This is a genomic window from Paenibacillus sp. KS1 (assembly GCF_001680695.1).
Taxonomy (GTDB): Bacteria; Bacillota; Bacilli; order Paenibacillales; family Paenibacillaceae; genus Paenibacillus_B; species Paenibacillus_B suaedae.
This window is the reverse complement of the sequence record NZ_MAIS01000024.1, coordinates 59,505-71,974: the sequence shown is the minus strand read 5'-3', so window position 1 is coordinate 71,974 and position 12,470 is coordinate 59,505. Positions and strand designations below refer to the sequence as shown.

At 42.9% G+C, this 12,470-nt stretch carries 11 protein-coding genes and 1 other annotated feature; of the genes, 8 read left to right on the top strand and 3 right to left on the bottom strand.

The window, feature by feature from the left end:
* Positions 1-203 precede the first annotated feature (203 nt).
* Positions 204-458: a binding site (T-box leader), on the top strand.
* A gap of 105 nt (positions 459-563) precedes the next feature.
* Together trpS and BBG47_RS10510 are read left to right on the top strand one after the other, a co-directional pair.
* Complete coding sequence (gene trpS / locus BBG47_RS10515; protein WP_065291700.1) at positions 564-1,550, top strand: tryptophan--tRNA ligase; 987 nt, start codon at positions 564-566, stop codon at positions 1,548-1,550.
* Positions 1,551-2,065: 515 nt separating this feature from the next.
* Positions 2,066-2,698 (top strand): LysE family translocator, encoded by a 633-nt coding sequence (locus BBG47_RS10510; RefSeq protein WP_065291699.1) that lies wholly within the window; start codon positions 2,066-2,068, stop codon positions 2,696-2,698.
* A gap of 59 nt (positions 2,699-2,757) precedes the next feature.
* On the opposite strand, the gene BBG47_RS10505 is transcribed toward BBG47_RS10510, so the two are convergent.
* Together BBG47_RS10505 and lexA are read right to left on the bottom strand one after the other, a co-directional pair.
* Positions 2,758-3,576 carry a DUF817 domain-containing protein gene (locus BBG47_RS10505; protein ID WP_065291698.1) on the bottom strand — a complete coding sequence of 273 codons (819 nt, stop codon included), beginning with the start codon at positions 3,574-3,576 and terminating at the stop codon, positions 2,758-2,760.
* Between the two features lie 504 nt (positions 3,577-4,080).
* Complete coding sequence (gene lexA / locus BBG47_RS10500; RefSeq protein WP_021253918.1) at positions 4,081-4,710, bottom strand: transcriptional repressor LexA; 630 nt, start codon at positions 4,708-4,710, stop codon at positions 4,081-4,083.
* Positions 4,711-4,986: 276 nt separating this feature from the next.
* Here lexA and BBG47_RS10495 point away from each other — a divergent pair, with 276 nt between their 5' ends.
* From BBG47_RS10495 to BBG47_RS10475, 5 genes are all read left to right on the top strand, one after another.
* A complete protein-coding gene (locus BBG47_RS10495) occupies positions 4,987-5,349 on the top strand; it encodes a LysM peptidoglycan-binding domain-containing protein (protein ID WP_065291697.1) in 363 nt (120 codons plus the stop codon).
* A gap of 179 nt (positions 5,350-5,528) precedes the next feature.
* Positions 5,529-5,744 carry a DUF896 domain-containing protein gene (locus tag BBG47_RS10490; protein WP_021253916.1) on the top strand — a complete coding sequence of 72 codons (216 nt, stop codon included), beginning with the start codon at positions 5,529-5,531 and terminating at the stop codon, positions 5,742-5,744.
* Positions 5,745-5,808: 64 nt separating this feature from the next.
* Positions 5,809-6,339, top strand: coding sequence for a hypothetical protein (locus BBG47_RS10485; protein ID WP_021253915.1), 531 nt, complete (start codon positions 5,809-5,811; stop codon positions 6,337-6,339).
* 56 nt (positions 6,340-6,395) lie between these two features.
* Complete coding sequence (locus BBG47_RS10480) at positions 6,396-7,202, top strand: HAD family hydrolase (protein WP_065291696.1); 807 nt, start codon at positions 6,396-6,398, stop codon at positions 7,200-7,202.
* Positions 7,203-7,488: 286 nt separating this feature from the next.
* Positions 7,489-7,935: a FixH family protein gene (locus BBG47_RS10475; protein ID WP_065291695.1), complete on the top strand. Its 447-nt coding sequence runs from the start codon at positions 7,489-7,491 to the stop codon at positions 7,933-7,935.
* Between the two features lie 137 nt (positions 7,936-8,072).
* Here the strand turns inward: BBG47_RS10475 and BBG47_RS10470 are convergent, their stop codons facing one another.
* Positions 8,073-8,615: a 1,2-dihydroxy-3-keto-5-methylthiopentene dioxygenase gene (locus BBG47_RS10470; RefSeq protein ID WP_065291694.1), complete on the bottom strand. Its 543-nt coding sequence runs from the start codon at positions 8,613-8,615 to the stop codon at positions 8,073-8,075.
* 165 nt (positions 8,616-8,780) lie between these two features.
* On the opposite strand from BBG47_RS10470, the gene metH reads away from it, so the two are divergent.
* Positions 8,781-12,218, top strand: a complete 3,438-nt coding sequence (gene metH / locus BBG47_RS10465; RefSeq protein ID WP_065291693.1) for a methionine synthase — start codon at positions 8,781-8,783, stop codon at positions 12,216-12,218.
* The last annotated feature ends 252 nt before the right edge of the window (positions 12,219-12,470 follow it).

Here is a 12,470-nt window from a genome sequence, read left to right as displayed (position 1 = left end):
TGGGCATTCCCCGGCTCTTATTTCTTTTTCCTAGATGTAATTTTCCATTATCCCCAAAATTCATCCATAGCGGGATCCTTCGTAAATACAACAGTATTTGGATCGATTCAATCAAATGATTCGCATCGAGCTGTAAAAGATGACATTTAATTTGATTTACTGATTGTTATCCATTATAATAATTTCAATTATATATGAACGGATCAACGATGTTGATGAAGAGCAAGTACGTATCAGATAATGAGGTTCAGAGAGTCGGTGGATGCTGTGAACCGATCCTCACCTGATGCCGAATGGGCTTCTGAATCGCTCCGCTGAATTGAGTAGGCGTTGCCGGGATTCTCTCTCCGTTATCATGAGAGGAGTATCGTATTGATGGTTGAACCATCTTGCCGTACTTTAGAGTGAATCGCTATTAGCGATTAAAAAGGTGGTACCACGAAAACCTCGTCCTTTATTGGGCGAGGTTTTTTTATATTACTTGAAAGGGGTGATGGCCATGAATGATGGTTGGTGGATCACAAGATTGCATTTCAGAAATAACATTATGAGGAGGAACATAAGTGAAAGAACGGATTTTGACAGGCGATCGGATTACAGGAAAACTGCACCTTGGCCATTACGTTGGCAGCTTAAAAAATCGTGTGGAGTTGCAAAACCAATACGAAACTTTTTTAATACTTGCAGATGTTCAAGCCCTGACTACTCATTTTGAAAAACCTGAATTAATTAAACAAAACTTGCGCAATGTGGCATTGGACTATTTATCAGCAGGTATTAACCCTGATAGCGCAACAATATTTATTCAGAGTATGATCCCAGAGATTGCTGAGTTAACCACTTATTTTTCCATGTTTGTTACGGTCAATTCGTTACGTCACAATCCTACTATAAAGGCGGAAGCCACAGAACGTGGATTCCATGATATGTATTACGGATTCCTGGGCTACCCCGTAAGCCAGGCGGCTGATATTACCTTTTGTAAGGCGACTTTGGTTCCAGTAGGAGAAGACCAAGTTCCTCATATCGAACAAACAAGGAAAATTGTCCGGCGGTTTAACCAACTTTACAAACCTGTGTTAGTGGAACCAAAACCACTTGTAGGTGATGTTCCACGACTGGTCGGATTAGATGGAAATAATAAAATGAGCAAAAGTCTAGGTAACACGATCAATTTGGACTCCACTCAGGAAGAGGTTAGTGAGAAGCTAAAGAAAGCGACAACTGATCCTGCGCGGATCCATAAAACGGATATCGGACATCCTGAAATTTGCCCAGTCTACGCTTATCATCAAGCATTTCGTAAAGAAGGCTCCGATGAGATTTATGAAAGTTGTAAAAAGGGGCAGATTGGATGTATGGAATGCAAACGAAAGATATCGCAAAGTATCAACCACTTACTTGAACCAATGAGAGAACGGAGAAGAATGTATCAAAACGATCCCAAAAAGGTCGATGAAATTCTTATATCGGGTACAGAAAAAGCACGCCATGTAGCAAAAGAAACGATGTTAGAGATACGTGATGCAATGAGTATGAACTATTTCTAAGCTGATTGTTTGTTGTACCCAATAGAGTATTAACTTTATACATTCAACCCTACGCTAAGATATTGTGTAGAAGATAAACAGCCAATTTCCTACATGTTAGGGAAATTGGCTGTTTGCTCAGTTATATCACTCGAATGAAATAGTGTACTTAAATAGAACGCAAGTTCACCGATGGGAACGAAATCAATACATGACATTATTTGCAGTTGAGTTGGATAAACGAGGTGAGGAATTTAATGTACGTGCATTATCTGATCACCCAGGAACGATTGTAACGAATTTACCTCAGAATTTATCGGATGAAGAAATGCGCTCAAATGGAGCTTTTGAGTAGTTAAATATGATGAAGTATTTGGTCCTCTTACATACACTATCAATAGTGGTTCATTTTTAGTATGTGTCAACTTGCCTAAATATTTTCAAGTTTGTCATGCATAAATATATAATATTATGTATTTATATAGTATAGTGTATATTGACTAGCAACTATTACATATAGAAAGTAGTGTTGGAAATTGAATCTTTTCTTCACGTATTTACTAGCGGGGCTTGCCGTTGCAATGCCTGTAGGTGCCATGACCGTTGAAATGACAAAGCAAGGGATGAAAAAGGGATTTATGCATGGCTGGGCTGTTGGATTAGGTGGGATGACCATTGATTTTTTATTAATCGTTGCCTTATATATGGGCTTGGCTTCCGTGCTTGCCATCCCTGTTATTCAAATCCCTATGTGGGTTATCGGAGCATGCTTTTTAATTTATTTAGGCTATGATTCCATCAAAAACTCGGATCAAGGCATTACATTGACTGGCGATAAACCGAATGCATCATTTTTCAGTTCCTACCGAAATGGACTGCTCGTCGCTATATCGCCAGGTAATCTTGTGTTTTGGATTTCCGTTTTTGGTGCGGTGCTATCTGATTCGTATGATACGACACAACCGGCAAAATTTCTAATCGTAGGTGCAGGAATATTAGCTGGTATCCTCCTCCATGATGTTGGGTTGCTTGCCATTGTGGCTGTCACGAGAAGAGTCATGAGCCGGACTATGATTAAGCGGATGTCTATTATCGCAGGACTGATTTTATTTGGGTTCGCGGGGTATTTCTTATATGAGTTTTTAGTAGCAATTCAAGGAATACTGTAACAAAACCTAGAGCTGTTAGGGTTCTAGGTTTTTTGCTTTTGTATTTAAAAGGTTGTGTTTTACTTCTGAAATGTCGACTCATTGAAGCGAGTATGACTATTTCTCTTGAAGTGTCCTCCTTTTACATGCTTCAGATGGGCGACGATCATGAAGGAAACGATGACAAGCAAAAACCATGAGCTGAATTTTCCCCACTTTACGAGATTCCAGCCGTTCGTCTGATGTGGATAATACCATGCGCCCAAGAAAGTCCCGATGTTTTCAGCCACCCATATAAAAAATCCGATTAAGACGAACGACAGAACAATCGGCATTCTTCGTGTCACGCCTAATACGGTATATTCCACGTAGGTTCTAAAGAAGATGACGAATAGCAAAATCATCAAAACCCAACGCAAATCGTAAATGAAGTGATGAGTCATGAAGTTGAAGTAAATCGCCGCACCTAGCGGAATCGTTAACCAAGCAGAAGGGTATCGATTTACCTTGACCTGCAGTCGTCGCCACGCTTGACATAAGTAACTTGCCACACTTGCGTACATAAATCCGCTATATAGAGGAACACCCAGTATTTTAGACCAACCGTCTTCCGGATAGCCCCATGATCCCATGTGGATTTTAAATATTTCAAGTGCAAGACCGATGAAATGGAACATACAGATTACTTTACATTCATCCATTGTTTCTATCCCAAACCGGATCATTAGAAACTGCGCCAAGATACAAACAAGCAATAGGAAATCATAGCGATGCATGAATGGAATGTCAATGACCTTCGTGAGTGCCAACATCGCGAAAATATAAGCGGGGAACAAGCAGGACATTGCCTGGTGCCAGCCAAAATTGAGGAATGATTTTAGTTTGAAAAAGTTATTCATAGTTATCTCCTACCTTGTGTTCGTGAAAAATGAATTTTGAACAGTTATACGAGGTGTATCATTAGGTATTATCCTATTCAAATACATGCTTTTAGTCAATAAAAAATTATTGTTATACAATAAATATTTATTGCTAAAGTTGATGTGTGTATATATTCGATGTGGTATAAATCTCTCGAAAACAGGGTTCAAAAGAGTGAACAGTGGTGGTGAAGTTGTTTCGATGAGGATAAGGAGAGGAAGTCGAATTTTATGAATAGAAAAGAGCGTTAATTTTAACTTCCAACTTAATAGGCCAAATATGGATGCAAACAGAAGTGTTCCGTATTGGGTTATCGTTATGCCCGGTCTTGTTCATAAGGCCACTCCTGCAAAAGAAAGGTACTGCTTCTTTTCTAGATGAGATTGTTCAGGTACTGTTCAGTAAATGATATGAAATAATGAGAAAGCAAAATGCCCCGCTCCCTTCATGAAAAGAAGAGAACGAGGCATCAATGTAATGTCTTAATGAAAATCACGGAACAAACCAATAACTTTGCCCAGAATCGTTACATGCTGTAAGCGAATCGGTTCATAGGTTGGATTCTCAGGCTGCAAGCGGATATGATCCTTCTCACGATAGAAAGTCTTAACCGTTGCTTCATCTTCTTCAGTCATGGCTACCACGATATCACCGTTGTTCGCAGTCTGCTGCTGACGTACGATGACAAAGTCGCCATTATGTATACCAGCCTCAATCATGCTATTACCCATGACCGACAACATAAATACATTCTCGTCATCTCCCACCATATGCATAGGAAGAGGGAAGTAATCTTCAATATTCTCTGTTGCGGTAATTGGCTCGCCTGCAGTTACTTTCCCAACGACCGGCACGCGTGCGAAGGAGCGAGAGAAGTCTGTTGAACGTTCAGATTGATCATGGCTAAGCAGTTCAATAGCACGAGGCTTCGTAGGGTCACGTCGAATGAATCCCTTCTTCTCGAGTCGATCAAGATGACCGTGAACAGTGGAACTGGATGCTAGACCAACGGCTTCGCCTATTTCACGAACAGAAGGCGGATAACCTTTAGCTCGAACTTCATCACGTATAAAATCAAGGATAGCTTGTTGACGACTTGATATTTTAGACAAGGGTATCAACTCCAATGAATACTCTTTTGACAAAATTATACCACAGAACCTCCGTTCGTACAAACATAAGTTCTAAAGATTCTGCAGAAAAAGATTGTGAGAAGTTCGTAAATTACGAGAGAGAAACAAGAGAAAGTTAAATGAGGTTAAATGCTTATTTTTCGATAATATAAAGAGGGGAACGAACGTTCTAAAAAAATATTGACTCAAACGTGTGTTCGTGTTAGATTAAATTATACAAGATAACAGAACAAGTGTTTGGGAGATGATTCATTTATGATGTATACAACATATCGTTCAATCTATAAGGTGTCGACAACAGCTTCACAACCTATTCAGAAGAAGCGTTTGTTTCCTTTACGTGTTCGATTCATCATGAGCCTGATTGTATTGTTGTTCATTACTTGTGGAAGCATTGTTCAAGCGCTTGGCATGGATGAAAGCCAAACGGAAATTGTAAATGGAGCTGCTGTGGAGCGCGTACTTGTTCAGCCTGGAGATACACTCTGGGGGATTGCATCCTCTTATAAGCCAGAACATACGGATACACGTCAGTTTATATATGAAATCGTTGAGATGAATCAATTGAAAGGTGATATCTTACCGGCAGGAGAAGTATTGCTCGTTCCGATCCGATGAGTCGGGGTCATTGTCGAATTTACGGTTGAGAAGCTTTGCATTCCTATACATAAGAGCAGACGGTTGGAGGCCCGAAGAGGCCTCTTTTTTGCGATATAAAAGCTTTCTTGCTGCTTGCTTGACAAGCTGTTACCTCCATGTCAAAGTAGAACATATGCTTACACACATGGAGGTACCTGATGAATATCGACAAGCTTATTGCACGAATTAATGAATTGGCCCGCAAACATAAGACAGTGGGGCTGAGCGATGAGGAAATGGAAGAACGCGCGAAACTGCGCGAGGAATATTTGGTTCTATTCCGCAAGCAGGTACGCAATCAATTAGACACTATTCGCTATGTAGAAGATGAAGAAGGAACAGATAACTCTGGATCGAACGGGATCGTTCATTAAATGAACCTTCATCGATAACGATGGATTCACATTATTCGTTTACTATACAGGGGGTTGCGAATTCATGTCTCGCAGTTGGGAACGTAAAGTCCGTCAAAATAGTGAAAAGTTAAACAAACAGCGAATGAAGCAAGGCAAACCGACGTTCGCTGCTGGCAAGCCTGCGCACGAAGAGTTTAAAGGACGCAGCTTCATTATGCCAATCGCTTTAATCGCCTTCGCCATTATGTATGGATTGTTGGGCGGTATCATTACGGACAATCAATATCCAACTCTATATTGGATCACAATCGTGTGTTACGTCGGATTGGGGATTATATTATTCCTGAGAAGACCATTTCTTCGTGTTGGAGCAGGTGAGGTATCTACGATTCGCTGGAATCGTCTCCGTACTCTGTCTGCAAAGGATATGAAGAAAATTGCGATCCAACCTGGTTATGTTGTTATTGAACACACGGGGAAAGGTGCGAATTGGATTTTCTCGCGAGTGCTGAATCGTTATGATACGAATGCAATGGGGGAACGTCTTCGTTCCTTCGCAAATCAACATAAGATTGAATTCGAAGATACATCGAAGAAAGACTCGAAAAAATAGAGAAATCCGATATAGAGGATTCGTTATCATTGTCGCTGTGATGGGAGAGATGAAACTTGGCTATTCGTGCTGTACTGTTCGACCTGGATGATACTTTGTTATGGGATGAGCGTTGTGTTGAGGAAGCTTTTGCTGCAACTTGTAAATACGCGCAAGATAAGACTGGGGTCAATGTAGAACAATTGGAAGCATTCGTTCGTCAAGCTGCTCGTGAATTGTTTGCCTCTTATGAGACTTATCCTTTCACACAGAATATTGGGATTAATCCCTTTGAAGCGCTGTGGGGGAGATTCGCAGAGGGAGAACATCCTGAATTTCGATTGTTGGAACAGCTTGCGCCGATGTATCGACAATCTGCATGGACACAAGGTCTTCAAGCCGCTGGTCAACCTGATGATGCATTAGGTGCCGAGCTGGCGGAGCGATTTATGAGTGAACGTCGTTCTCGTTCGTATGTGTACGATGAGACTTATGAGGTGCTGCGACAATTGATTGCGCAATATCCACTATTGTTGTTAACGAACGGATCGCCTGATTTGCAGCAGGAGAAGCTGAATGGAGAGCGTGAGCTTCTATCCTATTTCGATCATATCGTTATCTCTGGACATCATCCACAAGGGAAGCCTGATCCAGAGCTGTTCAAGCACACGATGTCATTGCTCGGCATCGAACCGCATGAAGGGATCATGATTGGCGACAAATTAACGACGGATATTCTAGGCGCGCAGAATGTTGGCATGCATCATGCATGGCTGAACCGCAAAGGCGTTGAATTGTCTGGCAATATTCACCCTGAATATACGATTGCAAGCTTGCGTGAAATTGAGCAAATTATTGATGAGATAAATTCGAAGGAATCATAAATCGGCGGGGATGTAATTACTTACTCCGCGTGTATGACAAAGAGGCCTGTGGGATCACAGGCCTTTTTGATATACGGTAATCTTCGCGAGGTGTCGGCAAGATTAGTGTGAGTACCTTAATTTGATTACCCTCCACATGAAACTACAAGGGTGAATGTGACAAATGTCATAGGATCGTCACACAATGTTGCTCATTATAGCCCAATGGAGTCATGAGGAATTGGAGAATGCTGTCTATAATGTGATACGATAAATCTAGGATACAGTTGAGGAGTGAACGACGATTATGTTCAACAATAAGAGTAAATTAATCGTACTAACAATGGCAATAGGAGCAATGCTATTAGCCGGTTGTGGAAATAGCTCGTCAGCAGGTGGCGGTCATGAAGGACATGCAGGTCATGGCTCCAGTGATAAACAGGACAGCAAAAATGAGATGCCAGCAATGATTAAGGTAAACTTGCAAGTGCCGGAAGAAGTCAAAATCAATGAAGCTGTCACCATCTCTGCACAGGTCACACAAGAAGAGAAAGCGGTAAATGATGCAGATAAAGTAGAGTTCGAGTTGTGGCTGGATGGGGCTGACCACGAGAAGATTGAGGGGAAGCTCACGAAAGATGGCACGTATCAGATTGAGAAAACGTTTGATAAGGCTGGTACCTACACGGTCATTTCTCATGTGACTGCTCGTGACATGCACTCGATGCCGAAGAAGCAATTTACTGTAAAATAAGAATCTAAATACATAACAAGAATTTATGCGAAGAAGGGGCAGCCTCAGAAGATCCAAATCGGGATCTTGTGGGGCTGCCCCTCTTAATATCAGTAATGGGACGTTTTTTATCGATTATGATTCCGATAATTCAGGAATTACGCCTGTTGGAAAGAAGGATCCGAATACGGATGCGCGATCCATCCTTCTGTTTCAATGAAGAGTCGAACTGCAACAATTTGACGATTATCCATCAGAGTGAAGTAGTGCGGCTTTTCTTCAGGGACGGAAATTACATCCCCAGCTTCCAATTCAACATCCATATAACCGATGTCGTCGCTTCCCTTAATTATGAAAATACCATTTCCGGCCGTAATAGCTCTTACTTCGTCTTCTGTGTGCGTGTGAACCTGTTCAAATTTCTTTAGCAGCTCTTCGATATTGGGAGTAGCGTCTGATAAAGAAATCAAATCCCACGTACGATAGCCCCGTCTTTCAGCCAAATCACGGATTTCTCCTTCATACGTGTCTAAAATGGCTTGCTTCTCTTCATCGGATAGTACGTACTTATCATGCAAAGATGGGGCAAGTTTGTTCGGATCCCAGTGTTCATACAGCACTCCTTGCGCTGATAGGAAAGAACGAACATTTTCTTCGCCAATTATGATTTCGTTCGTGTTTCGGATACGTACCTGTGCCATTTGCAAAATCCCCCGTTTCCCAATGCGATTTATTTATTTAATTATAGTACAGAGGAAATGTTTGGGCAAGAAACATTTTACGATGACTCAATCATGAGTCTTTTCTAATCGGATCACATCTGCTAAACTAGGGTTTAACGTTTAAGACAGAGGGTGGGCAGAGCGATGAAAACAAGAACGATACAGGAACAACTACAAGAACGCATTCTCATTTTAGACGGTGCAATGGGCACGATGATCCAGCAAGCCGATTTAACGCCACAGGACTTTGGAGGCGAACAATTGGATGGGTGCAATGAGATGTTAGTCCTGACACGTCCAGATGTCATTTCTAGAATACACGAACAATATTTAGAAGCGGGCGCAGACATTTTAGAGACGAATACGTTCGGGGCTACCAGTATCGTGCTTGCCGATTATGATATTGCTGATCAAGCACGTGAGTTGAACGTTGCCGCGGCGAAGCTTGCTGTCGAGGCAGCTGCAAAATACAGCACACCAGAATGGCCGCGTTTCGTTGCCGGTGCTATGGGGCCGACGACGAAGACTTTATCGGTTACCGGCGGGGTAACATTTGATGAGCTAATTGACAGTTATTATGAACAGGCAGTCGCGCTTATTGAAACAGGCGTTCATGCGCTCCTATTGGAGACTTCACAGGATACGTTGAACGTTAAGGCGGGTTCGATCGCGATTCAACGGGCATTCGAGTCTACGGGCATCACGCTGCCGCTCATGATATCGGGGACGATCGAGCCGATGGGGACAACGCTTGCTGGTCAAAATATTGAATCATTCTACATCTCCCTAGAGCATTTAAAGCCAATCTCGATCGGATTAAACTGTGCGACGGGGCCGGAATTCATGCGCGATCACTTGCGTACCCTTGCTTCCATCGCGAACTCTGCGATCAGTTGCTATCCAAATGCAGGGCTTCCCGATGAGAATGGTCACTATCATGAATCACCAGAATCGCTTGCCCGCAAAATCGCAACCTTTGCTGAGCAGGGCTGGCTGAATATTGCAGGGGGATGCTGTGGAACAACACCTGAACATATTCGCGTACTAAGAGAGACATTGCTCGAATATGCTCCACGTACTGCATTCGGCGAACATCCTCCGGCTGTATCCGGGATTGAGACGGTATATGTGGAAGATGAGAGCCGGCCTTATATGGTAGGGGAACGTACGAATGTTCTCGGCTCGCGCAAATTCAAGCGATTGATCGCTGAAGGTAAAATCGAAGAAGCCGCTGAAGTCGCACGTGCACAGGTGAAAAATGGAGCACATGTCATCGATGTGTGCGTTCAGGATCCGGATCGCGACGAAGCTCTTGATATGAAGGAATTTCTGCAGGAAGTTGTAAAGAAGGTTAAGGCACCGCTCGTCATCGATACGACAGATGCCAAGGTATTGGAACTGGCGTTGAAGTATTCACAAGGGAAAGCGATTATTAACTCTGTTAACTTAGAGGACGGACTAGAGAAATTCGACCACGTCGTACCGCTTGTTCATCGTTATGGTGCAACCTTGGTTGTAGGTACGATTGATGAACGTGGTCAAGCGATTACGCGTGGAGATAAACTTGAGGTAGCGAAGAGATCCTTCGACATCCTTGTAAATGATTATGGTATACAGCCTGAAAACATTATCTTCGACCCACTCGTGTTTCCAGTTGGGACGGGCGATGAACAATATATTGGTTCGGCAAAAGAAACAGTGGAAGGGATCCGCCTCATTAAGGAGACCATTCCAAAGGTTCAAACGATTCTGGGAATCAGTAATATCTCGTTCGGTTTGCCTGAGGCTGGGCGTGAAGTATTGAATTCCGTCTTTCTATATGAATGCACGAAGGCTGGATTGGATTACGCGATCGTCAATACGGAGAAGTTGGAACGCTATGCATCCATCCCAGAACATGAACGCAAGCTTGCGGAAGAGCTATTGTACGACACAAACGATGATACACTGGCTGCATTCGTAGCTGCGTTCCGCAACCGTAAAGTCGAGAAGAAAGAAAAGACTAGCAACCTGCCGCTTGAAGAGCGGTTAGCTTCATATGTAGTAGAAGGCACGAAGGAAGGTCTTGTTCCTGACTTAACGGAGGCGCTTCAGAAGTACTCGCCGCTTGAGGTCATTAATGGTCCGTTAATGGAAGGGATGGGAGAGGTCGGAAGACTGTTCAATAACAATGAGCTCATCGTTGCGGAAGTGCTCCAAAGCGCAGAAGTCATGAAGGCTTCGGTAAGCTTCTTGGAACCCCATATGGAGAAGAACGAGTCTGCTGTTAAAGGGAAAATTCTACTCGCAACGGTCAAGGGCGATGTGCATGATATCGGCAAAAATCTAGTTGAAATCATCTTATCGAATAATGGATATGAAATCGTCAACCTTGGTATCAAGGTTCCGCCAGATCAATTGATCGAAGCCTATCGCAAGGAGAAGCCAGATGCAATTGGTCTGTCGGGCTTGCTTGTGAAGTCTGCACAGCAGATGGTTATAACCGCACAAGACTTGCGGACAGCTGGAATCGATGTGCCGATTCTTGTTGGCGGAGCGGCATTGACGCGGAAGTTTACCAAGAATCGGATTAGTCCCGAATACGATGGATTAGTTTTATATGCGAAGGATGCCATGGATGGTCTTGATCTTGCCAATAAAATTATGGATTCTTCAGAACGCCAAAATCTAGTGGAAGAACTCCGCGCTCATAAGGAGCGTCTAGCTCGTGAAGCGGAAAATCAATCGAAATTGCCAGAGCTTACACGTGCGGTACGCTCGGACATAAGAGAAGCAGAGGTATACATTCCTCCGGATTTGGAACGTCACGTTCTTCGAGATATTCCAATTCCTCAAGTCATCCCTTATTTGAACTTCCAGATGCTGCTTGGCCATCATTTAGGATTGAAGGGATCTGTGGAACAGCTTCTGAAGAATCGGGATCCAAAGACTGTTGATTTGAAGGAAACCGTTGATCAGATTTTAGTGGAAGAATCACAAGCAGGTGTGCTAAAAGCGAACGCGATGTATCGTTTCTTCCCGGCTCAATCGGAAGGGGATTCTATTCATATATACAATCCGGACAACGTTCAGGAAGTACTGCATACCTTTACCTTCCCGCGTCAGCAGGTTGAACCTTACTTGTGTCTTGCAGACTTCCTCCGTACGAAAGAAAGCGGAGTAATGGATTATGTAGGCTTCTTGGTTGTAACTGCTGGGGACGATGTTCGCGGCAAGGCCGATCAATGGAAGGAGAAGGGGGAATACTTGCGTTCTCATGCGCTTCAATCTGTAGCGTTGGAGCTTGCAGAAGGACTGGCAGAACGAATTCACCATATGATGCGCGAAGTATGGGGTTATCCTGATCCAGAAACGATGACGATGAAGGAGAGATTTGGTGCTAGATACCAAGGCATTCGAGTCTCATTTGGCTATCCAGCATGTCCAAATCTTGAGGATCAAGAACCATTATTCAAGCTCATGCAGCCTGAGGATATCGGGATCCACTTAACAGAAGGATTTATGATGGAGCCAGAGGCATCTGTATCCGCGATGGTCTTCGCTCATCCGCAAGCGCAATACTTTAACGTGGATAAAGCATAAATAGGGCATAATTCTAATTCATTTTCGATTTATCAACGGAAATGGTAAGTTGTCTATATCAGGGACACCCTCTTATCTACAGATACACAATGAGCTCCGTATTGCCGGTAGGCGTGCGGAGCTTATTATATCTTTGCATAGTGAGGCATACTATGCACGTTAATCATTTATACAACAAATAGTTAACTAGGTTTAAAATATACATATCACCAATCTTAGCTGGATTGATTACTTCAGAAGTAGGAGGTATTA

Bases quoted from the DNA above. Each gene is read 5' to 3' on its own strand.
- BBG47_RS10505 (WP_065291698.1), bottom strand. From the start codon at position 3,576: ATGAATAACTTTTTCAAACTAAAATCATTCCTCAATTTTGGCTGGCAC.
- BBG47_RS10495 (WP_065291697.1), top strand. From the start codon at position 4,987: ATGATGTATACAACATATCGTTCAATCTATAAGGTGTCGACAACAGCT.
- BBG47_RS10490 (WP_021253916.1), top strand. From the start codon at position 5,529: ATGAATATCGACAAGCTTATTGCACGAATTAATGAATTGGCCCGCAAA.
- BBG47_RS10485 (WP_021253915.1), top strand. From the start codon at position 5,809: ATGTCTCGCAGTTGGGAACGTAAAGTCCGTCAAAATAGTGAAAAGTTA.
- BBG47_RS10475 (WP_065291695.1), top strand. From the start codon at position 7,489: ATGTTCAACAATAAGAGTAAATTAATCGTACTAACAATGGCAATAGGA.
- BBG47_RS10470 (WP_065291694.1), bottom strand. From the start codon at position 8,615: ATGGCACAGGTACGTATCCGAAACACGAACGAAATCATAATTGGCGAA.
- metH (WP_065291693.1), top strand. From the start codon at position 8,781: ATGAAAACAAGAACGATACAGGAACAACTACAAGAACGCATTCTCATT.